At 63.6% G+C, this 21,955-nt stretch carries 20 protein-coding genes; 7 read left to right on the top strand and 13 right to left on the bottom strand.

What is annotated here, in order from left to right; translation table 11 throughout:
• Window positions 1–112: 112 nt before the first annotated feature.
• Window positions 113–1,504, bottom strand: coding sequence for an L-cystine transporter (locus AK81_RS10390; protein WP_043198821.1), 1,392 nt, complete (start codon window positions 1,502–1,504; stop codon window positions 113–115).
• A 244-nt stretch (window positions 1,505–1,748) separates the two neighbouring features.
• Between AK81_RS10390 and AK81_RS10385 the strand changes: the two genes are divergently transcribed.
• Window positions 1,749–2,804: a phosphorylcholine phosphatase gene (locus AK81_RS10385; protein WP_043198820.1), complete on the top strand. Its 1,056-nt coding sequence runs from the start codon at window positions 1,749–1,751 to the stop codon at window positions 2,802–2,804.
• Between the two features lie 9 nt (window positions 2,805–2,813).
• Here the strand turns inward: AK81_RS10385 and AK81_RS10380 are convergent, their stop codons facing one another.
• The gene (locus AK81_RS10380; RefSeq protein WP_043198818.1) at window positions 2,814–3,482 is read right to left on the bottom strand and encodes an FMN-dependent NADH-azoreductase; all 669 of its coding nucleotides are present in this window, start codon (window positions 3,480–3,482) and stop codon (window positions 2,814–2,816) included.
• A gap of 104 nt (window positions 3,483–3,586) precedes the next feature.
• Between AK81_RS10380 and AK81_RS10375 the strand changes: the two genes are divergently transcribed.
• Complete coding sequence (locus AK81_RS10375; protein WP_241496070.1) at window positions 3,587–4,474, top strand: LysR family transcriptional regulator; 888 nt, start codon at window positions 3,587–3,589, stop codon at window positions 4,472–4,474.
• Between the two features lie 68 nt (window positions 4,475–4,542).
• Here AK81_RS10375 and ilvD read toward each other — a convergent pair whose 3' ends face one another.
• Window positions 4,543–6,384: a dihydroxy-acid dehydratase gene (ilvD, locus tag AK81_RS10370; RefSeq protein ID WP_043198816.1), complete on the bottom strand. Its 1,842-nt coding sequence runs from the start codon at window positions 6,382–6,384 to the stop codon at window positions 4,543–4,545.
• 477 nt (window positions 6,385–6,861) lie between these two features.
• Between ilvD and mgtE the strand changes: the two genes are divergently transcribed.
• Entirely contained in the window at window positions 6,862–7,917 is a 1,056-nt protein-coding gene (gene mgtE / locus AK81_RS10365) for a magnesium transporter (RefSeq protein WP_043198813.1), read from the top strand.
• A gap of 42 nt (window positions 7,918–7,959) precedes the next feature.
• Here mgtE and AK81_RS10360 read toward each other — a convergent pair whose 3' ends face one another.
• The gene (locus tag AK81_RS10360; protein ID WP_019473232.1) at window positions 7,960–9,156 is read right to left on the bottom strand and encodes a class I SAM-dependent rRNA methyltransferase; all 1,197 of its coding nucleotides are present in this window, start codon (window positions 9,154–9,156) and stop codon (window positions 7,960–7,962) included.
• Between the two features lie 276 nt (window positions 9,157–9,432).
• Between AK81_RS10360 and AK81_RS10355 the strand changes: the two genes are divergently transcribed.
• Both AK81_RS10355 and mutM read left to right on the top strand, forming a co-directional pair.
• Complete coding sequence (locus AK81_RS10355) at window positions 9,433–10,251, top strand: HDOD domain-containing protein (protein ID WP_193393756.1); 819 nt, start codon at window positions 9,433–9,435, stop codon at window positions 10,249–10,251.
• A gap of 3 nt (window positions 10,252–10,254) precedes the next feature.
• Window positions 10,255–11,067: a bifunctional DNA-formamidopyrimidine glycosylase/DNA-(apurinic or apyrimidinic site) lyase gene (gene mutM, locus AK81_RS10350; protein WP_043198808.1), complete on the top strand. Its 813-nt coding sequence runs from the start codon at window positions 10,255–10,257 to the stop codon at window positions 11,065–11,067.
• Window positions 11,068–11,199: 132 nt separating this feature from the next.
• On the opposite strand, the gene AK81_RS10345 is transcribed toward mutM, so the two are convergent.
• From AK81_RS10345 to AK81_RS10325, 5 genes are all read right to left on the bottom strand, one after another.
• Complete coding sequence (locus AK81_RS10345) at window positions 11,200–11,451, bottom strand: YfhL family 4Fe-4S dicluster ferredoxin (protein WP_016502084.1); 252 nt, start codon at window positions 11,449–11,451, stop codon at window positions 11,200–11,202.
• A 108-nt stretch (window positions 11,452–11,559) separates the two neighbouring features.
• Window positions 11,560–12,039: a pantetheine-phosphate adenylyltransferase gene (gene coaD, locus AK81_RS10340; RefSeq protein WP_016502083.1), complete on the bottom strand. Its 480-nt coding sequence runs from the start codon at window positions 12,037–12,039 to the stop codon at window positions 11,560–11,562.
• A 111-nt stretch (window positions 12,040–12,150) separates the two neighbouring features.
• On the bottom strand, window positions 12,151–13,749 hold the full coding sequence (locus AK81_RS10335; protein ID WP_043198806.1) for a GMC family oxidoreductase: 1,599 nt from the start codon (window positions 13,747–13,749) through the stop codon (window positions 12,151–12,153).
• Window positions 13,750–13,769: 20 nt separating this feature from the next.
• Entirely contained in the window at window positions 13,770–14,255 is a 486-nt protein-coding gene (locus tag AK81_RS10330) for a hypothetical protein (RefSeq protein ID WP_043198804.1), read from the bottom strand.
• 10 nt (window positions 14,256–14,265) lie between these two features.
• On the bottom strand, window positions 14,266–15,696 hold the full coding sequence (locus AK81_RS10325) for a coniferyl aldehyde dehydrogenase (RefSeq protein ID WP_043198801.1): 1,431 nt from the start codon (window positions 15,694–15,696) through the stop codon (window positions 14,266–14,268).
• 151 nt (window positions 15,697–15,847) lie between these two features.
• Here AK81_RS10325 and AK81_RS10320 point away from each other — a divergent pair, with 151 nt between their 5' ends.
• A complete protein-coding gene (locus AK81_RS10320; protein WP_043198799.1) occupies window positions 15,848–16,513 on the top strand; it encodes a TetR/AcrR family transcriptional regulator in 666 nt (221 codons plus the stop codon).
• A gap of 35 nt (window positions 16,514–16,548) precedes the next feature.
• On the top strand, window positions 16,549–17,403 hold the full coding sequence (locus tag AK81_RS10315; protein WP_043198797.1) for a sulfurtransferase: 855 nt from the start codon (window positions 16,549–16,551) through the stop codon (window positions 17,401–17,403).
• Between the two features lie 158 nt (window positions 17,404–17,561).
• On the opposite strand, the gene AK81_RS10310 is transcribed toward AK81_RS10315, so the two are convergent.
• The 4 genes from AK81_RS10310 to rsmD form a co-directional block, all read right to left on the bottom strand.
• Entirely contained in the window at window positions 17,562–18,554 is a 993-nt protein-coding gene (locus tag AK81_RS10310; RefSeq protein ID WP_043198796.1) for a hydrolase, read from the bottom strand.
• A gap of 60 nt (window positions 18,555–18,614) precedes the next feature.
• Complete coding sequence (locus tag AK81_RS10305) at window positions 18,615–19,979, bottom strand: M16 family metallopeptidase (protein ID WP_043198795.1); 1,365 nt, start codon at window positions 19,977–19,979, stop codon at window positions 18,615–18,617.
• The gene (locus tag AK81_RS10300) at window positions 19,972–21,273 is read right to left on the bottom strand and encodes a M16 family metallopeptidase (RefSeq protein WP_043198793.1); all 1,302 of its coding nucleotides are present in this window, start codon (window positions 21,271–21,273) and stop codon (window positions 19,972–19,974) included. The genes AK81_RS10305 and AK81_RS10300 overlap by 8 nt, the downstream gene beginning before the upstream one ends.
• A 94-nt stretch (window positions 21,274–21,367) precedes the next feature.
• On the bottom strand, window positions 21,368–21,955 hold a 588-nt coding region (gene rsmD / locus AK81_RS10295), incomplete at its 5' end, for a 16S rRNA (guanine(966)-N(2))-methyltransferase RsmD (protein WP_043198791.1).

The following is a 21,955-nucleotide window of genomic DNA, read 5'->3' as shown; positions in this document are numbered from 1 at the left end:
GCGACGCAAGGCCGCTCCCACATTGATCGGCATACGCAGGACCATTGTGGGAGCGGCCTTGCCGGGGCGCCGGACCGGTCGGAATGGGGCGCGAAGCGCCCCCGGCAATCCGTCAGGTATGGCTCAATTCGGCATGTTCATCGCCAGCCAGCACATCCTTGTCAGTCTCTTTCAACAACTGGCTGGTCACCACGCCCGCGGTCATCGAACCGTTCACGTTCAGCGCCGTACGCCCCATGTCGATCAGCGGCTCCACCGAAATCAGCAACGCCACCAGCTCCACCGGCAAGCCCATGGCCGGCAGCACGATCAGCGCGGCAAAGGTGGCACCGCCGCCCACGCCGGCAACCCCTGCCGAACTCAAGGTGACGATGGCCACCAGGGTAGCGATCCACAGCGGGTCGAAGGTGTCGATGCCCACCGCCGGTGCCACCATCACCGCCAGCATGGCGGGATAGAGCCCGGCGCAGCCGTTCTGGCCAATGGTGGTGCCGAACGATGCGCTGAAGCTGGCAATCGACTGCGGCACACCCAGGCGGCGGGTTTGCGCTTCGATGTTCAGCGGAATGCTGGCGGCGCTGGAACGGCTGGTGAAGGCGAAGGTCAGCACCGGCCACACCTTGCGGAAGAAACGCAGCGGGCTCACACCGGTCGCAGCCAGGATGAGGGCATGTACCACGAACATCAGCCCCAGGCCCAGGTACGACACCACCACGAAGCTGCCCAGCTTGAGGATGTCTTCCATGTTCGAACTGGCAACCACCTTGGTCATCAACGCCAGCACGCCATACGGGGTCAGTTTCATCACCACACGTACCAGGCGCATCACCCAGGCTTGCAGGGTGTCGATGGCCGACAGGGCGCGCTCGCCTTTCTCGGCATCGTCCTTGATCAGCTGCAGTGCGGCCAGGCCGACGAACACGGCGAAGATCACCACGCTGATGATCGACGTCGGCTTGGCCCGCGCCAGGTCACCCACCGGGTTGCTGGGGATGAACGACAGCAGCAGCTGCGGGATGTTGAGGTCGGCGACCTTGCCGGCGTAGTCGCTGTGGATAACCTGCATGCGGGCGCTTTCCTGCACACCGGCGACCAGGCCTTCGGCACTCAGGCCGAACAGGTTGGTCAGCACGATGCCGATCAGCGCGGCAATGGCGGTGGTCAGCAGCAGGGTGCCGATGCTCAGCACGCTGATGCGGCCCAGCGACGAGGCATTGTGCAGGCGCGCCACGGCACTGAGGATCGAGGCGAAGATCAGCGGCATGACGATCATCTGCAGCAGGCCGACATAGCCGTTGCCGACCAGGTCGAGCCAGGCGATGGTGGCCTTGAGCACGGGGTGGCCAGCGCCGTAGATCGTGTGCAGGGCCAGGCCGAAGACGACGCCAAGCACCAGGCCCAGCAGTACCTTCTTGGCCAGGCTCCAGTCAGTGCGGCGGGTTTGTGCCAGGCCCAGCAACAGGGCCAGGAACGCCAGCAGGTTAAGAGACAGCGGCAGGTTCATTGAAGCTCCAGCAGAAAAAAGCAGAAGTGGCATCGCCTCTGTGAGCGATTGCGAACGGAAATGCTAACAGCCTGAAAACAAACGAATTTATACCCAAATGGAATTTGCATAGTCGTTTATGGAATAACGAAGTGTCGCAGATTGCAATGAACGCGGCGTTTGCGGCTGCATGGAGGTCGTTATCGAGGGTTGGCAGTGGGGATTGTTGCACTAGCGTTTCTGGGTCATTTCAGGAGATTCGTACATGAAAGTCGCTGTGAAAGCCGCCGCCATCGGCCTGTCCCTGCTGTTCAGTATCGAAACCTTCGCCACCGAGCTTAAACATTGGCCCGCCGAGGCCGCCAGGCAGCTCGACAGCATGATCGCTGCCAATGCCAACAAGGGTAACTACGCGGTGTTCGACATGGACAACACCAGCTACCGCTATGACCTGGAAGAAGCCCTGCTGCCGTTCATGGAAAACAAGGGCCTGCTGAGCCGCGACAAGCTTGACCCTTCGCTGAAGCTGATGCCGTTCAAGGACACTGCCGAGCACAAGGAAAGCCTGTTCAGCTACTACTACCGGTTGTGCGAAGTCGACGACATGGTCTGCTACCCGTGGGTGGCCCAGGTGTTCTCGGGTTTTACCCTGAAGGAGTTGAAGGTGCAGGTGGATGAGCTGATGGCTTCTACCAAGCCGATCCCCAGTACGTATTACGAAGGCGAGCAGGTCAAGACCATCGAGGTACAGCCGCCCAAGGTCTTCCAGGGCCAGGCCGAGCTGTACAACAAGCTGATGGAGAATGGCATCGAGGTGTACGTGATTTCGGCGGCCTCCGAAGAGCTGGTGCGCATGGTCGCTTCGGACCCCAGGTACGGCTACAACGTGAAGCCGCAGAACGTGATTGGCGTGAGCCTGCTGCTAAAGGACCGCAGCAATGGGCAACTGACCACGGCACGCAAGCAGATCAGTGCCGGGCACTATGATGCCAAGGCCAATGAAGGGCTGGAGCTGACCCCGTACCTGTGGACCCCGGCTACCTGGATGGCCGGCAAGCAGGCGGCGATACTGACTTACATCGATGAATGGAAGAAGCCGGTGCTGGTGGGCGGCGACACGCCGACCAGCGATGGCTACATGCAGTTCCACGGGGTGGATGTGGGCAAAGGTGGCATCCACCTGTGGATAAACCGCAAGGCCAAGTACATGGACCAGCTCAACGGGATGATTACCAGGAATGCAGCGGCGCAGGCCAAGGAAGGGTTGCCGGTGACGGCGGACAAGAACTGGGTGATCGTGACGCCGGAGCAGATCCAGTAACGAGGCCTGTCAGCCACTGCGGCCCACGATGATGGTCCGGGCCGCTTGCTGATCGATGCTCTGCGCCAGCAAGGTCACTTCTTCAATCGCGCTTGCACGGATGCTGGCGCCCGCAGGGCCAAGCGTGTGTTCGACCACGACGCTGTGTACCTGGTTGATCCCGACGAAGCGCAACCACGTATCGAAGAAGGGTTTCTCCAGGCCAAAAGCCTGGTCGGGTGTCTGGGAATCGGGCCCATACCCCAGACCACGGGTGTAGATGGCAATTGCCCGGCGGCCGTCCAGCATGCCGTTCAACCCTTGCTCGTCGAAGGTGAACAACACGCCTTTGTGCGATATTGCGTCGATCAGGTGCTTGAGCTTGTACGGGATGCCGAAATTCCACAGCGGTGTGCTGAACACCAAGGTATCTGCCCTGTGGAACCGTTCGGCGAGCGTCCTGATCTGTTGCCATGCTGCAGCCTGTGCGGTTGACAGCGGCGCATCGTCAAGCCCTGCGTATTTCGCTGCAAGCAAGGCACCATCTACTTCGGGAAGTTCGTATTCCCAAGGGTTGAGGCGGTCAATCTCCACCGCTTTGCGCTCGGCCAACGCCGCCAGGAACACGTCGGCAATCTGAGCGGAAACGGACCGCTCTGCTCTGGGTGAGGCGCACACATACAAGATACGTTCAACCACGGGGGCTTCTCCTTGGCAGCGTCGATGAACCTGGCCCGGGTGCTCGACTGCACGGGCGTTCGGCGCACAGTCTGATTCAGGGAGGTTCATCATGGAAATGACGTATGCTCGCCATATTCAGTGAGATCGGTGATGAATCTGTGTTCGATACGGTCCTTTTGCGTAGCTTGCTTGCCGTCGCCGACAGCGGTGGTTTCACCCGTGCTGCGCAGCAGCTGCACCTGACGCAGTCGGCGATCAGTGCTCACATTCGGCGGCTTGAAAGCGAAGCCGGGCACAGGTTGCTGGAGCGCACGACCCGCTCGGTCAGCCTGACGCCAGCAGGCGCCCGGTTGGCAGGCTATGCCCGCACGATCCTGGCGCTGCACGATGATGCCCGCGCAAGCCTTGGCGCAGGCCGGCGGGTTTCAGGCACTGTGTTCGTCGGGTTGAGCGAGGAGATGGTTAAAGCTCCGATCATCGACTGCCTGCGTCGTTTTTCGGTGACTCACCCCGATGCAGAGGTGTCCCTGACAGTTGGCCTGACCGGGGAGCTGCTTGCGCTCGTCCAGTCGGGTGGGCTCGATATTGTGTTGGGCAGCCGCTGCAGCGATGAAGAGCGTGGAGAAGTGCTTTGGTCCGAGCCGTTGGTGTGGGCCAGAGGGCCGATTGGGCTGGCCACCGACGAGGCAACCACTGTGCCTTTGGCGGTGTTTTCTGATCAGTGCCCTTACCGTGCCGCAGCTATCGAGGCCTTGGCGCGTGCAGGGCGGCAATGGCGAATCGTTTGTCAGAGCCCAAGTGCCGGAGGGCTGATGACCGCCGTAAGCGGTGGGCTTGGGGTAACACCGGTCACCCGATCATCGGCCCTGGCCGCCGGCCTTGTGGAAGTGACGACGTTGCCAGCCCTGCCGCAAGCGCAATTCGTGCTGACCTCGACGGCGTCGCCGAAGCGTTCGGCTGCCCTGCTGCTGGAGCAGTTGCGCCAATGTGTTTCGCGGGGAGAGCTCTGATCCGGCCTTATCCACAGGCATAAAAAAACCGGCGCACGAGGCGCCGGTTTGGCCAGCCAGAAAAGCCCTTACAGCCCTTCAAGCATCGCTTTGTTGCGCACAGCACCTTTGTCGGCACTGGTCGCCAGCAGGGCGTAGGCCTTCAGCGCGGTGGTCACCTTGCGTGGGCGTACTTCGACCGGTTTCCAGCCCTTCTTGTCCTGCTCGATGCGGCGCTCGGCCAGCTCTTCGTCGCTGACCAGCAGGTTGATCGAACGGTTAGGGATGTCGATCAATACCTTGTCGCCGTCGCGCACCAGGCCGATGGCGCCGCCAGCCGCAGCTTCCGGCGAGGCATGGCCGATCGACAGGCCCGAGGTGCCGCCCGAGAAGCGGCCGTCGGTGAGCAGGGCGCAAGCCTTGCCCAGGCCTTTGGACTTCAGGTACGAGGTCGGGTACAGCATTTCCTGCATGCCCGGGCCGCCTTTCGGGCCTTCGTAGCGGATGATCACGATGTCGCCGGCCTTCACTTCGTCGGCGAGGATGCCGCGCACGGCGCTGTCCTGGCTTTCGAAGATCTTGGCATTGCCTTCGAACACGTGGATCGACTCGTCGACACCGGCGGTTTTCACCACGCAGCCGTCGAGCGCGATGTTGCCGTACAGCACGGCCAGGCCGCCTTCTTGCGAGTAGGCGTGCTCGAAGCTGCGGATACAGCCGTTTTCACGGTCGTCATCGAGGGTTTCCCAACGGGTCGACTGGCTGAACGCAGTCTGGGTCGGGATACCGGCAGGGCCGGCCTTGAAGAAGGTGTGCACGGCTTCATCATCGGTCTGGGTGATGTCCCATTTGGCGATGGCTTCTTCCATGCTGGCGCTGTGCACGGTCGGCAGGTCGGTGTGCAGCAGGCCGCCACGGGCCAGCGAACCGAGGATGCTGAAGATGCCGCCGGCGCGGTGCACGTCTTCCATGTGGTACTTCTGGATGTTCGGCGCCACTTTGCACAGCTGCGGCACTGTACGCGACAGGCGGTCGATGTCACGCAGGTCGAACGCTACTTCGCCTTCCTGGGCTGCGGCCAGCAGGTGCAGGATGGTGTTGGTCGAGCCGCCCATGGCGATGTCGAGCATCATGGCGTTTTCGAACGCCTTGAAGTTGGCGATGTTGCGCGGCAGTACCGACTCGTCGTTGTCGCCGTAGTAGCGCTTGCACAGCTCGACGATGGTGCGGCCGGCGGTGAGGAACAGCTGCTCGCGGTCGGCGTGGGTGGCCAAGGTCGAGCCGTTGCCCGGCAGGGCCAGGCCCAGGGCCTCGGTCAGGCAGTTCATCGAGTTGGCGGTGAACATGCCGGAGCACGAACCACAGGTCGGGCAGGCGCTGCGCTCGTATTCGGCGACTTTTTCGTCGGAAGCCGTGGAGTCGGCGGCGATGACCATGGCGTCGACCAGGTCCAGGCCGTGGCTGGCCAGTTTGGTCTTGCCGGCTTCCATCGGGCCGCCAGAAACGAAGATCACCGGGATGTTCAGGCGCAGGGCGGCCATCAGCATGCCGGGGGTGATCTTGTCGCAGTTGGAGATGCACACGATGGCGTCGGCGCAGTGGGCGTTGACCATGTATTCCACGGCGTCGGCGATGATTTCGCGGCTTGGCAGCGAGTACAGCATGCCGTCGTGGCCCATGGCGATGCCGTCATCGACCGCGATGGTGTTGAATTCCTTGGCCACGCCACCGGCGCGCTCGATCTCGCGGGCAACCAGCTGGCCCAGGTCCTTGAGGTGCACGTGGCCCGGGACGAACTGGGTGAACGAGTTGGCGATGGCGATGATCGGTTTCTTGAAATCTTCGTCCTTCATCCCGGTTGCGCGCCACAGGGCACGTGCGCCGGCCATGTTGCGGCCATGGGTGGAAGTCTTGGAACGATAATCAGGCATGAAACACTCCTGGCGGCTTAATCAGGTCACATAAAGGGGAGTGAGCTTCTCTTGTCCTTTGTGCCGCAGGCCTGTTGCCACTGGCACGGATGGGGCGAAGACACCACGGGATCGCCGCGTGCTTGGCCAGAGCTCATAAACCCGCCGGGGATGACTGGCGATGAATAGGCCGATTCTACACCGCTGGCGCGGCGAGGGAATGGCGATGTGTCTGGGCGGTGGCTTTAGCCGATTGGCCGGTAGCTTGTAGGACGCTTCTGAACCGCTGTGTCAGGGGCTGACCTGCGGGCCCAGGATGACTAAGATCTGCCCGCCGCATGTGCGGCTTCACGAGATACATCCTCAATGGACCTTCCCAGTTTCAGTTCATACCGAACTCGCAAATTGGCACTGAGCGCACCGCCGCCAGGGCTTCCGAAGGCTTGAGTCCGCGAGACTGAGGTTTGCGGGTGCCTGCGTCGGCGCCTGGAGAACTTCATGCAACACACTTCCGACACCCTCGCTTCCCCCCTCGACCTGCGCCAGGCCGCCCAGGCCCGACGCAACGATTTTCTTCACCCGGAAGGCTACCCCGAAGGTACAGCGGGTTACCTGATGACCAGCGAGTACTCGTGCCTGGATGGCGGCCTAAGTGCCAGCCAGGCCATCGACATGCTGCGCCGCGAGGCCGCCGATGCCGAAACCATCTATCAGTCCTACGTGCTCGACGAGCAGCGCAACCTGCTGGGTACGCTGTCCCTGCGGGAACTGATCCTGGCCGCTCCGGATAAACCGATCGAGCAGATCATGGTGCGCAAGGTCGTCTGCGTCTGTACCTCGACCCGCCAGGAGGAAGTGGCCCGCTTGATCCGCAAGCATGACCTGCTGGCAGTGCCGGTGCTGGACGAAACCGGGCGGCTGGTGGGCCTGGTGACCTGCGACGATGCGCTCGATGTGGTTGTCGAAGAGGCGACCGAGGACTTCCACAAAGGCGCATCCATTACCAACCACGTTGGCAACCTCAGGGATGCCACCGTCAGCCTGCTGTACCGCAAGCGGGTGCTGTGGCTCGTGCTGCTGGTGTTCGGCAATTTGTTCTCGGGGGCGGGGATTGCGGCGTTCGAGGAGACCATTGCCGCGCACATCGTGCTGGTGTTCTTCCTGCCGCTGCTGGTGGATAGCGGCGGAAACGCTGGGGCACAGTCGGCGACCTTGATGGTGCGTGGCCTGGCGACGGGCGAGGTGGTCATGGGCGACTGGCTGCGCATGTTGGGGCGTGAGTGCGGTGTGGCGCTGGCGCTGGGCGGCACCATGGCGCTGGCGGTGGCATCGCTGGGTGTGTTGCGGGGTGGGGCGGATATTGCGCTGATCGTTGCCAGCAGCATGCTGGTGATCGTGTTGCTGGGCAGCCTTATCGGCATGAGCCTGCCGTTCATGTTTACCAGGCTCAAGCTCGACCCGGCAACTGCCAGCGGGCCGCTGGTAACCTCAATCGCCGATGCTGCGGGGGTGCTGGTGTACTTCGGGATCGCTTCGTACGTGCTGGATATTTGAGATGACCCTTGGGGCTGCACAGCAGCCCCAAGGGTCCACTGATCAGCTGTTCGGCAGCAACCGGCAGGTGATGCTCTTGATGTAACGGGTCTCGGCGATGGCCGGGTGTACCGGGTGGTCCGGGCCCTGGCCGCCCCGCTCGAGCAGCTGCATGTTGCGGTCCAGGTGGCGGGCGCTGGTCAGCAGGATGTTGTTCAGGTCGTCCTCGGGCAGGTGCATCGAGCACGAGGCGCTGACCAGGATGCCGTCCTTGTTCAGCATGCGCATGGCCTGTTCGTTCAGGCGGCGGTAGGCCGCTTCGCCGTTTTTCAGGTCTTTCTTGCGCTTGATGAAGGCGGGTGGGTCGGCAATGATCACGTCGAAGCGTTCTTCGGCAGCCTTGAGCTCGCGCAGGGCTTCGAACACGTCGCCTTCGATGCAGGTCAGTTTCTCGCTGATGCCGTTCAGTGCAGCGTTACGCTCCACGCCATCCAGGGCAAAGCCCGAGGCATCGACGCAGAACACTTCGCTGGCGCCGAACGCGCCGGCCTGCACGCCCCAGCCACCGATGTAGCTGAACAGGTCGAGTACACGCTTGCCCTTCACGTACGGCGCCAGGCGCGCGCGGTTCATGCGGTGGTCGTAGAACCAGCCGGTCTTCTGGCCTTCACGCACCGGGGCTTCGAACTTGACGCCGTTCTCTTCCAGCGCCACCCAGTCCGGCACTTCGCCGTAGACGGTCTCGACATAGCGCTGCAGGCCTTCGGCGTCACGCGCGGCGGAGTCGTTCTTGAACAGGATGCCGCTAGGCTTGAGCACCTGTACCAGGGCAGCGATCACGTCGTCCTTGTGCGCTTCCATGGTGGCCGAGGCCAGTTGCACCACGAGGATGTCGAAGAAGCGGTCGACCACCAGGCCCGGCAGCAGGTCGGAATCGCCGTAGACCAGGCGATAGCACGGCTTGTCGAACAGGCGCTCGCGCAGCGACAGGGCGACGTTCAGGCGGTGTACCAGCAGCGACTTGTCCAGCGGCAGCTTGATGTCGCGCGACAGCAGGCGGGCGCAGATCAGGTTGTTCGGGCTGAGTGCGACGATGCCCAGCGGCTTGCCGTTGGCCGCCTCGAGAACGGCCTGCTGACCGGCCTGGAAGCCTTGCAGCGGGGTCGCGGTAACGTCGACTTCGTTGCTGTAGACCCACAGGTGGCCGGCGCGCAGGCGGCGGTCGGCATTGGCTTTGAGGCGAAGGCTGGGCAGGGACATGACGTCGCTCCGGGAAAAAAGAGCGGGAGTATAGCGTGTCTGCACTTCAATCGGTGCAGGCCTCGACAGAGGGGGCAGGGCATGCACCAAGGCTGTAGGAGCAGCCTTGTGCTGCGAAGGGGTCGGTACATGCAACGATTTTCTGTGCCTGCGATGGCCTCTTCGCAGCGCAAGGCTGCTCCTACCGGGTTAGAATCCCCCGTCCTAAACGAGTGTGCACGTATGTCCCAAGAACTCAGCGCCGAACAGATCCAGCAAGCCTTGCAAGGCATCACAATCCCGCCGCAACCGCAGATCATGGTCGACCTGCAGTTCGAGCAGTACATGCCTGACCCGGACCTGGAAACCATCGCCAAGCTGATTTCCCAGGACCCGGGCCTCTCGGGCGCCTTGCTCAAGCTGGTCAACTCCCCGCACTTCGGCCTTTCCAACAAGATCGGCTCGATCCAGCGCGCGGTAAATTTGCTGGGCAGCCGTTCGATCATCAACCTGATCAACGCCCAGTCGATCAAGGGCGAGATGAGCGACGAAACCATCGTCACCCTCAACCGCTTCTGGGATACCGCCCAGGACGTGGCGAACACCTGCCTGATGCTGGCCAAGCGCACCGGTATCCAGGCCGCGGACGAGGCTTACACCCTGGGCCTGTTCCATGACTGTGGCGTGCCGCTGATGCTCAAGCGCTTCCCGGACTACATGGATGTGCTGGTGCAGGCCTATGCCCAGGCCGACGAAGAAACGCGCGTGGTCGACACCGAAAACCGCGTGTTCAACACCAACCATTCGGTGGTTGGCTATTTCACCGCCAAGTCCTGGCGCCTGCCTGAGCACCTCACGGCGGCCATTGCCAACCACCACAACGCCTTGGCCGTGTTCCGCGACGAGAGCGCGCGCAATACCCAGAGCCAGCTGAAAAACCTGCTGGCGGTGCTGAAGATGGCCGAGCACATCTGCGCGTCCTACCGGGTGCTGGGCGACCAGGCGGTGGACCACGAATGGAACGTGGTCGGCCCGCTGGTGCTCGATTACATTGGCTTGTCGGAATACGATTTCGAAAACCTCAAGCAGAACATTCGCGAGCTGAGCGGGCACTGACACATGCCGGAATTGCCAGAAGTAGAAACCACCCGGCGCGGTATTGCGCCCCACCTCGAAGGCCAGCGCGTCAGCCGCGTGGTGGTGCGTGACCGGCGCTTGCGCTGGCCGATCCCGGAAGACCTGGATGTGCGCCTGTCGGGGCAGCGCATTGTCAGCGTCGAGCGGCGGGCCAAGTACCTGTTGATCAATGCCGAGGTCGGTACGCTGATCAGCCACCTGGGCATGTCGGGCAACTTGCGGCTGGTCGAGCTGGGTTTGCCGGCGGCCAAGCATGAGCATGTCGACATCGAGCTGGAGTCGGGGCTGATGCTGCGCTACACCGACCCGCGCCGCTTTGGTGCCATGCTGTGGAGCCTGGACCCGCTGAACCACGAGCTGCTGTTGCGCCTCGGGCCTGAGCCGCTGACGGACCTGTTCGACGGTGAGCGCCTGTTCCAGCTGTCCCGCGGGCGGTCGATGGCGGTCAAACCGTTCATCATGGACAACGCGGTGGTGGTGGGGGTGGGCAACATCTACGCCACTGAAGCGCTGTTTGCCGCAGGCATCGACCCACGTCGGGAGGCAGGCGGGATTTCCCGGGCGCGCTACCTGAAGCTGGCGATCGAGATCAAACGGGTGCTGGCGGCGGCGATCGAACGGGGGGGTACGACCCTGCGCGACTTCATCGGTGGCGATGGGCAGCCCGGGTACTTCCAGCAGGAACTGTTCGTCTACGGGCGAGGCGGGCAGCCGTGCAAGGTGTGCGGCACGGAGTTGCGCGAGGTGAAGCTGGGGCAAAGGGCGAGCGTTTACTGCCCGCGCTGCCAGCGCTAAAACTTAAGGCTAGCTCGATCACTGTGGGAGCGGGCAAGCCCGCGAAGCAAGCAACGCGATGGATGGCACCGGCTATGCCGGTGTTCGCGGGCATGCCCGCTCCCACAAGGACCGTGCAGAGGCGGGTAGGGCTCAGTCCTTGCCGGTAATGCGGCGGTACTTGGCCATCAGCTGTTCTTCAGACTCCGGGTGCGCCTCATCCAGCGGGATGCAGTCGACCGGGCAGACCTGCTGGCACTGCGGCTCGTCGTAGTGGCCCACGCACTGGGTGCACAGGTTAGGGTCGATCACGTAGATCTCTTCGCCTTGGGAGATGGCCTCGTTCGGGCACTCGGGTTCGCAGACGTCGCAGTTGATGCAATCGTCGGTGATGATCAGGGACATGGGGACTCCGGCCGGGGCTCATGGCCCGGGCATGTTCAACGCAGTGGGCACAATTGTGCCGCATTCGCGCCCGCAGTGCACGCGGGCGCGATAATCAGGCGATCGGGCTTACTTCTTGAAACGTTCAGTCAGCGCGTCGGCCACCACCGGGTGGACGAACTTGCTGATATCACCGCCCAGTGCGGCGATTTCCCGGACCAACGTCGAGGAAATGAACGAATAACGCTCCGAAGGCGTCAGGAACAGGCTCTCGACATCGGGGGCCAGTTGCCGGTTCATGTTCGCCAGCTGGAACTCGTACTCGAAGTCGGACACCGCACGCAGGCCACGCAAGAAGACGTTGGCGCCCTGTTCCTTGGCGAAATGCGCCAACAGGGAGGAGAAGCCGATGACTTCGACATTGGGCAGGTGCTTGGTGACCTCACGCGCTAGCGCCACCCGTTGCTCCAGGGGGAACAGGGGGTTTTTCTTCGGGCTGGCCGCCACCGCGATGATCACGTGGTCGAACAGCCGCGAGGCGCGCTCGACCAGGTCGCCATGGCCTTTGGTAATGGGGTCGAAAGTACCCGGGTACAACACTCGGTTCATCGCGTCATCCTGGCTGGAGTGCGTTGGGGAGTCGGATGGTAGCGCAGCGATTGCGCCCGGCCAAGTCATGCGGCCAGCTGATGGCACTATAGACAGGGGGCATATTCGTTGTCATGCGCTGTGTGCCAGGCGGCCAATCAGGGCTTCGGTGAGCTTTGCGCTGATGGCATACACCGACAGTTGCGGGTTGGCGCCGATGCTGGTGGGGAACAGCGAGCCGTCGTGGACCGACAGGTTTTCCAGCTGGTGATGGCGGCCCAGGCTGTCGCACACGGCCTGGCGCGGGTCGTCGCCCAACGCACAGCCACCCATCACATGGGCACTGCCCAGGCGCGTCCTGAAGGGCTCCAGGCGCAAGGCGTCGATCATGCCGAGGGCCTGTTCCAGGCTGGAAGCAGGGCTGGCATCGCTGTGCACGGGTGTCACCTGCGTGGCCCCGGCCGCGAACTGGATCTGCGCCATGCTGTGGTAGGCGCGACGCAATCCGTCGCGCAGGTAGTCGGTGACCGGATAATCAAGCACCGGTGAACCGTCGCCACGCAGCTCCACGGCGCCACCCTGGCTCTCGGGGTGAAAACCGTCGCGCAGCAGCGCCAGCATCACATGGGTGTGCGGCAGCTCGGCCATGCGCCAGGCATTTTCGTGGCCGTGCCCGCCCAGCAGGGTGCTGGCCAGCGCCGGGTGCAGCGGTGGCACTTCGAGTTTGTAGCCGACCGGGCCCTCTGTGCCGCCTTGCCACTGGAAGTGGTCGCTGTAGATGGACTGCGGGGCGCCGTAGTAGGGGTCGATACGGTCGTTGAACCGCGCTGCGCTGAAGTTTACCAGGTGCAGGAACGTGCGCTTGCCCAGGCGGCCATGCGGGTCGGGCGCGGCGGAGCGCAACAGCAGGGCCGGGCTGTTGATGCCGCCGCCAGCCAGGAGGTACTGACGCGCGCGTACGCTGACCTGCCTGCCTGTGGGATGTACGCCTTGTGCATCCAGGGCCTGGCATATCAGGCCCTGGATGCGCTCGCCGTTGTGCGTGAAGCGCTCGGCCCGGGCCAGGTACAGCAGTTCGCCGCCTTGTTCGAGGGTGGCGGGAATGCGCGTCACCAGCATCGATTGCTTGGCATTCACCGGGCAGCCCATGCCGCAGTAGCCAAGGTTCCAGCAGCCGCGCACGTTGCGCGGGATCACCGCCCAGCGGTAGCCCAGCTGCTCGCAGCCCCGGCGTAGCACGTCGTTGTTGGCATTTGGCGGCAGGGCCCAGGGGGTAATGCCCAGTTCCTGCTCCATGCGTTCGAACCAGGGCCGTAGCTCATCCTCACCCAGCCCAGTCACGCCGTGGGCTGAAGCCCAGTGCGCCAGGGTCTGGGGAGGGGTGCGAAAGCTCGAAGTCCAGTTCACCAGCGTGGTGCCGCCCACGGCGCGGCCCTGCAGGATGGTGATGGCGCCATCCTTGCTCATGCGCCCCAGGCCCTCCTGATACAGGCTGGCGTAGGCTTCGCTCTCCAGCAGGTGGAAATCGCTGCTGGTCTTGAGCGGGCCTTCTTCGATCAGCAGCACCTTGAAGCCTGCGGCGCTGAGCAGCTGCGCGCTGGCGGCACCGCCGGCGCCGCTGCCGATCACTGCAACGTCGGCCTCCAGGGTAAGGTCATGCGCCAGGCGCGAAGCGTCATGGGTGATCCAGCCACGTTCGAGGCCTTGGCGAAACGGGTCGGGGGCAGGCATTGGCGATGCTCTTGTTGTATTCAGATTTTCGGTGGCCCTGGGTAGCCGCATGCGGCCCAGGACTCGGGGCGTTCGTACCAGGCCATCTGCAGCAACTGCAGCAACGAAGCGTGGCCCATGCGCAGCAGGTTCAGCGAACTGCCCTGCCAACGCTGCAGGAAGGCCGTGACTTGCGCAGGGCTGGCCTGTGCCCAGGCGCCCCAGACACCGGTCAGGGGGCCGCGGGTGAATGGCAGGCTGAGCACGTCGAACAGTTGCCGGGTGAGCTTGAGCATTTCCGGCGACAACGCCGCCAGCTTGTGGTCGAGGCTGTGCAGCACCAGGTGCTCGGCGGCCTGCGTACCGGCCAGTACCACCGGGATCAGCGCACGCAGCAGCGGCAGGTCGTCGTCGCGCAGAACCTGATAGCCCGTTGCAGCTGTTTGTGCGCTGCAGCCAACCAGGCTGGCGCCCGCCAGAAAGGCGCTGGCGCCAAGGCTGAAACGCAGCAGGTCGCGGCGGTGCACAGGCCGGCGCTCAGCGGATGAACAGCTTGTAGACCAGGCGCTGCAGGGCTTTGCCATAAGGCGGGTAGATCAGCCGCGCGGCGTTGAAGCGTTGCTTGGCGAGTACGGCCTTGGCCTTGCTGAAGGTCAGGAAACCGTCGTGGCCATGGTAGTGGCCCATGCCCGAAGGGCCGATGCCGCCGAAGGGCAGGTCGTCCTGGGCTACATGCAGCAGGGTGTCGTTCAGGCATACCCCGCCGGAGTGAGTGTGGCGCAGCACATGCTCCTGGCCGGCCCGGTCATAACCGAAGTAGTACAGCGCCAGCGGGCGCGGGCGCTGGTTGATGTAGGACAGCGCCTGGTCGAGGCTGTCGTAGGGCACCAGCGGCAGCAGCGGGCCGAAGATTTCGTCCTGCATCACCTGCATGCTGTCGTTCACGTCCAGCAGCAGGTGCGGTGGCAGGCGCCGGCCCTGGCGGGCCTCACCCGGGTAAAGGTCAAGCACTTGCGCACCTTTGTCGCGGGCATCGTCCAGCAGGTGCTGCAAGCGCTGCAGCTGGCGGGGGTTGATGATGGCGGTGTAGTCGGGGTTGTCGGCGATGCGCGGGTACAGGCGGCGCACGGCGCGCTGGTAGGCGTCGCTGAAGGCGTTCAGCCGGTCGCGCGGCACCAGCACATAGTCGGGGGCGACGCAGGTCTGGCCGGCGTTGAGCGTCTTGCCGAAGGCGATGCGCTCGGCGGCACTGTCCAGCGGCACGCCGGCCGAGACGATGGCCGGTGACTTGCCGCCCAGCTCCAGGGTGACCGGGGTCAGGTTCTGCGCCGCAGCCAGCATGACCTGCCGGCCCACGCTGGTGGCACCGGTGAACAGCAGATGGTCGAATGGCAAACGGGAGAAGGCCTGGCCCACCTCAACCTCGCCGAGCACCACGCTGACCAGATCGGTGGGAAACACCTGCTCCAGCAGTTGTTTCAAGGCCTGGGCACTGGCGGGCGTGGCTTCGCTGAGCTTGAGCATGACCCGGTTGCCGGCGGCCAGGGCGCAGGTCAGCGGGCCGATGGCGAGGAACAGCGGGTAGTTCCACGGCACGATGATGCCGACCACCCCCAGCGGCTGATAACGCACCTGCGCACTGGCCGGCTGGAAGGCCAGGCCGACCCGTCGCCGGCTGGCGCGCATCCAGCGACGCAGGTGCCTTTCGGCGTGGCGCAGGCCCTGTATCGAGGGCAGCAATTCGGCCAACAAAGTCTCGTCGGCGCTACGCCCGGAAAAATCCTCGCTGATGGCCTCGATCAACCCAGCCTGGTTGGCCAGCAAGGCTTCGCGCAGGCTTCTCAGCCATTGCAGTCGCTGGGCAGCCGGTGGCAGGGGGTTGCCGGTGAATGCCTGGCGCTGGGCAGCGAACATCGCCGCAAGGTCGAGGTCGGATTGCACAGGGGGCAAGGCACTGGGCGCGTTCATGGCGACGTTTGATCCGGGCAGGAAATGTCTAGAGCCTATACTCTAATCGGGACGATGGTGCGAATTTTTCCGCGCCGCCGAACGGTGCATTCCACCTGTAATCCGCCGTAAGATGACCCTTTGATGAAAGCCCGCAGACTGGGAGCTGAGCATGGCCCCGCGCATGAAGACCCGAGAGCGCATCGTGCAGAACAGCCTGGAGCTGTTCAACGAGCAGGGCGAACGCAGCGTCAGTACCAACCACATTGCCGCGCACATGGAAATTTCGCCCGGCAACCTGTATTACCACTTCCCCAACAAGCAGGCGATCATTGCCCTGTTGTTCAGCCAGTATGAAGAGCTGGTAGACAGCTTCCTGCGCCCGCCGCAAGGCCGCCAGGCAACCGTGGAGGACAAGCGCTTCTACCTCAAGGCCCTGCTGGCGGCGATGTGGAACTACCGCTTCCTGCACCGCGACCTGGAGCACCTGCTGGACAGCGACGCGGAGCTGGCCGCCCGCTACCGGCGTTTTTCCGAGCGCTGCCTGCGCCAGGGCCAGGCGATTTACCGCGGCTTTGTCGAGGCGGGCATCCTGGCCATGGCGCCGGCGCAGATCGAATCGCTGACTATCAATGCCTGGATCGTGCTGACGTCCTGGGTCCGTTTTCTCAGTACCACGCGTGAACATTCCGCGCACCTGGGTGAAGAAGCCTTCAAGCGGGGCGTCTACCAGGTATTGGTGCTGGAACTCGGCTACGTCACCGACCGTGCGCGCAGTACTGTAGACGCCCTGTGCCAGGAATTCCATGTACCGTTCAACCAGGCTCTGGAACATTGACCCAGGGCCCTAGTGCCATCGATCAGGAGATTGTCATGCCCCTTGCGCAATTGATCACCCCGCAGCAGTTGGCCGAGCGTCTGGACTCGCCCAAGTTGGTGATCCTCGACTGTCGCTTTGCCCTCGAGGATGTGGACTATGGCCAACGCAGCTATGCCCAGGGGCATATTGCCGGGGCGCATTTTGCCGACCTGGACCGCGACCTCAGCGGGCCGGTGAGCAAGGGGCACACCGGGCGCCATCCGCTGCCCGATGCGCGCCGGCTGGTCGAGCGCCTGCGCGAGTGGGGCCTGGACAACGACAGCGAGGTGGTGCTGTACGACGACGGCCCCGGCGCCTTTGCCGCCCGGGCCTGGTGGCTGCTGGCCTGGCTGGGCAAGCGCAACGGCGTGGCGATCCTCGATGGTGGCCTGAAGGCCTGGCATGCGGCGCACCTGCCGTTGAGCCTGGACTCACCGTCCAAACGCGAAGGCACCTTCAGTGGTGAGCCGGATGCCAAGCTGCTGATCGATGCCGAGCACCTGGGCAAGCGCCTGGGCAGCACAGACCTGACCTTGATCGATGCGCGTGCCTTGCCGCGTTTTCGCGGTGAAGTGGAGCCGATCGACCCGGTGGCGGGGCATATTCCCGGCGCCCAGTGCGCGGCGTTTACCGACAACCTGGGGGCAGATGGGCGCTTCTTGCCTGTGGATCAACTCAGGCAGCGCTTTGCTGAAAAACTGGCCGGGCGTGCGCCGGAGCAGCTGGTGTCTTACTGCGGGTCTGGGGTGACGGCTTGCCATAACCTGTTTGCGATGGCACTGGCGGGGTACCCGCTGGGCAAGCTGTATGCCGGGTCGTGGAGCGAGTGGATCAATGATACTTCGCGTGGCGTAGCCACTGGGGAGTAAGCAGTTCGGATCCCTGTAGGAGCGGCCTTGTGTCGCGATCGGGCCGCAAAGCGGCCCCAAGATCTCAGCTTCGCCGCACAAATTGCTGGGGCCGCGATGCGGCCCGATCGCGACAGAAGGCCGCTCCTACAAAAAGCGCGATCCAGGTGGTCAGTACTTTACTGGCCGTCGACCAGCCACTGCGGAATCCGCCGCTCCAGGTAATACCCCGGGTTGCGCAGGCTGCCATCGACAAACCCCACATGGCCACCGCGGCGGTGCAGTTCGAAGCGGGTCTGGGGTGCCAGTTCACGGGCCGTAGGCAGGCTCTGGCCAGCCACGAACGGGTCATCGCTGGAGTGGATGATCAGCGTCGGCGTGCGGTTCTGGCCGAGGAAGAAGTGGCTAGATGAGCGGCGATAGTAGTCGTGCACATCGCGAAAGCCGTTGAGCGGTGCCGTGACTTTGCCGTCGAAGTCCCAGAACGTGCGCAAGTTGGTCAGTTGCCCCAGCCGCTCCAGCGTCGCCAGCCGTTCATGCTCGCCCTGCTCGTGGAAGTGCCGCTGCTTGAGCTGAACATACGCCAGCATCTCGCGCATGAAGTGCGCCTGGTACACCTTGGAAAAGCCCTGGCCGATACGGTCGGCACAATGGTCCAGTCGAAAGGGCACCGACACCGCAACTGCCGCCTCCAGCTGGCTGGCGACGCCGCTCTCGCCCAGGTATTTCAACAGCACATTGCCACCCAGCGAGTAACCCACCGCATACAGCGGCGCCAATGGGCGCTGGGCACGCAGGTGGCTGACGATTTCGGCGAGGTCTTCGCTGGCGCCGGAATGGTAGCTGCGCGGCAACAGGTTCGGCTCCCCCGAGCATCCGCGCCAGTTCACCGCCACGCTGGCCCAACCGCGGGCTTGCAGCGCTTGCTGCAGCCCTTTGACATAAGGCGAATGGGACGAGCCGGTCAGCCCATGCAGTACAAGTACCAGCGGCGCATGGGCCTGATGCGGGCCATGCCAGTCGAGGTCGATGAAGTCGCCGTCGGCCAGCCATAGCCGCTCACGGTCGCGCTGCAGGTCTGGCGGTTTGCGCCACAGCGGCCCCCACAGCGTTTGCAGGTGGGGGTTGGACAGGCCGATGGCCGGACGGAAGGTGGCGCTGAGGCTGGGCATGCTGGGCGACTCGTGATGTGCCTGCCTAGAGTGCCATGAAAAAGCGCCACTGTACCTGCGCTATTGGTCGGTGGCTGGCAGTGGCTGTTGCTCGGCGCGTGGGCCGACACTGACGCGTACTGTGCGGCTCAGGTCGAGCCGACGCTGCATGACGGCGCGGACATCAGCCGGGGTCAGCCTGGCGAGGCGCTCGATGTAGCGGTCGAGAAAGTCGGCGGGCTGGCGTTGATAGGTGATTTCCGTGAGCAAGGCTGCCAGGTTCTTGTTCTGCGCCACATCGCGCAGCAGCTGGCCTGCCAGTTGCTTGCGCGCCACTTGCAGCTCCGCCTGGGTTGGCCCTTGTTCGATGAACTCGCGCAGCAAGGTTTCAACCAGTACTTGAGAGCCTTCGACGTACTCTGGCGCGATATCCCATTCGGCGCTGAACAGGCCACCTGCGCTCAAGGCATTTACCCGTGTGTAGATGCCGTACGTCAGCCCGCGGCGGTGTCGCAGTTCATTCATCAAGCGTGACGCGATTCCCGACCCCAATACTTCACTGGCCAACACCAGGGCCGGATATTGCGGATGATTGGCTGGCATGTTCATGGGTAATGCAATCAGGACGGCACTGCTCGCGCCAGGCTGTTCGACATTGAGCGTGGTGCCGGCTGCTGGAGCAGTGGCCGGCAGCTCGATTGCGGACCAGCCTTGGGGCAGTGCCTGACTGATCTGTTGTGAAACGGCCTGGGCCTGTGCAAGGGAAAGGTCCCCCACTACTACGATGTCCAGGTTACTGGCGCAGTAGGCACGTTGGTGGAAGCGCCTCAGGTCCTCAGGGGTAGCCTGGTCTATCCCTTGCTGAGTGCTGCCTGAGGGGTTGCCATATGGATGACCACTGAACAAATGACGAAAGGCTTCGCTACGCGCCCTCAAGCGGGGGTGGTGCTCGCGAGATGCACTGTGCCGCAGCAATTGGCTTTTTATCTTGGCTAGCGCGTCAGCGGTGAAGGCAGGGCGTGCCACAAGGTCGATGAAAAGCGCCAGTGCCGGGTCGAACAGTGCTTCGGTGCTCAGGCTTCGCAGGCTCAGGGTCGCGTGCTCCAGGCGGATCTGCTTTTCCATGACAGCGCCCAGGCGCTCCAGTTGCTCTGCTTGCTGGGTGGCTGTGTGCTGCTGGCTGCCCTCGTCGAGCATGTAGAACGCCAGGGATGCCAGGCCGGGGAGCACGGTGTCCTGGGTTGTACCGGCCCTGAATTGCAGCACGATATCGACTATTGGCAGCCCTCGGGCTTCGACGAACTTCACGGCGGTGCCGCTATCCGTTGTCCACGCCTGCACCTGGGTATCAATGGGTTCGAAGAGGTCCAGATCAACCCCCTGGGCCGACACCAGGCCACCATGAACAGGGCTGTCTGCAGCGGGGTATGAATTCGAGTCATTCATCAGCGCTTTCCTTGTGATGCGTAAAGGTGATGGTGGTCCGGGATTCGGTCAGGAAGTCATAAGCCGCCAGGCCTACCTGCTCGGCTGTCACGGCTTCGATGGCTAGCCGTTCATCCTCCAGTGCAACCGGGTCCAGGCCGCAGGCCGCCTGCTTGCCGATGGCTTCTGCCTGCTTGCTGATATCGTCCCTGTCGAATAACTGCTCGGCCAGAAGCCGTGCCTTGGCGCGCTGGAGGTCTTCTATGCTGGGCGCTGACTGGCGGAACGCTTCGATTTCCAGCAGCAGTCGTTCTGCCGCCATCTCGGGTGCAACGTGCGGGCTGCAGAACGCGTAAAACGTCAGCAGGCCGTCACCCCGTTGCCAAGGCTCATAGTCCGACCACACACCTTGCAAGACTGGTACATCGCGCACGAGCAGGCGCTGGAGGATGCTGGCGTGGCCTTGGGCAAGAATCTGGGGCAGCAGACGCAGTGCATACGCTTGTGAGTCAGACCGGGCGGTGCATTGACTGGGTAGGTTGAAACTGATGATCACGCCCGTGCGCAGGCCGTGCTGGCGCAAGGTTTGAACGCGCCGAACCAGGCTGGAGGGCTCTACAGGTATTTGCCGGGCCGGCAGGCGATGAGCGGGGATCGCTGCAAAGTGTCGCGTTACCAGCGTTTGCAGTTGCCCTACGGTAATGTCGCCGGCCACTGCCAGCGTCGCGTTGTTGGGGTGGTACCAGGTCTGGTACCACGTGCGTGCCGCTGCGGGGGTCATGTGGCCGAGGTCGGTCTTGTAGCCGATTACGGGGGTGCCATAGCCGCTGTTGTCATAGGCCAGCAGCAGGTGATGTTCCAGGGCCTGCGACCACGCGTCGTTATCGATATCCTCGCGTCGCTCGGCCATGACCACCGCCAGTTCGCGGGCAAAAGGCGCATCGCTGAGGGTGGCGCTGGCCATGATATCGGCCATGGCTTCCAGGGCGATCTCCAGGCGGTTGGCTGGCAACGTCAGCGGAAAGGCCGTGGCATCGGGGAGGGTGAATGCATTTGCCTCACCCCCCAAGTGGCTCATGAGGGCGGAGTATTGGCCCCCAGCCAGTTTGCTGCTGCCTTCGAACAACAAATGTTCAAGGGCATGCGAAAGGCCGGTATGGCCTTCGGGCTCGTAGCTGGAACCCACGTGATACCAAAGCTGCACGCTGACCAGTGGCGCGCGGTGGTCTTCACGCAGGCAGACGCGCAGGCCATTGGCGAGGGTAAAAGCACTTACCAGGCTAGCCGGTGCGGGCGGGGAGGGGCGTTCGGTCATGGTTGAAGTGCTCCTTCAAGAAACGAAGGAGCAGCTTCAGCCATGCAAGCGGCGGGAGTGCGGTAACCAGGTACGTCAAACGAAGGTTACGGAGTCATCCTCGCTGCCAGAGCGCGTAATGCACCTGGCCGGTTTTCTTCTCGCGGTGCAGGCGCCAGTTGCCGGGCATCGGCAGTGTCGACGGCGCCGCTTCGCTTTCGGTGTAGATCAGCGCCCGTTCGCCCAACCACTGGTTCTGCTCCAGCAGGTTGCAGGTGTTGGCCAGCAGGTCCTGGTGGAACGGAGGGTCGAGAAACACCACGTCGAACTGCTGCTTGGCCGGGCCTTGCAGGTAACGCAGGGCATCGGTTTGCAGGATTTGCCCGCGCGGGCAACGAAGGATCTCGAGGTTGTTCTTCAGGTTGCCGATCGCCGCCGGGTTGCTGTCCAGTGCCACGGCATCCTTGGCGCCGCGAGACAGGGCTTCGAGCACCAGGGCACCGCTGCCGGTGAAGGCATCCAGGACGCGGGCGCCCTCGATGTGCGGTGCCAGCCAGTTGAACACGGTTTCGCGCACGCGGTCAGGCGTTGGCCGCAAGCCTTCGCCTTCCGGTACGGCCAGGCGGCGGCTGCGCCACTCGCCGGCGATGATGCGCAGGTGGCCCTGGCCCTTGCTTTGGCCCGATTGCGGGCGGGCGGGAGG

Origin of the sequence: Pseudomonas putida W15Oct28 (genome assembly GCF_000708715.2) — a bacterium.
In the GTDB taxonomy this organism is placed as follows: Bacteria; Pseudomonadota; Gammaproteobacteria; order Pseudomonadales; family Pseudomonadaceae; genus Aquipseudomonas; species Aquipseudomonas putida_R.
Note: the sequence above shows the minus strand (reverse complement) of the source record. Positions and strands in the feature narration are given on the sequence as shown.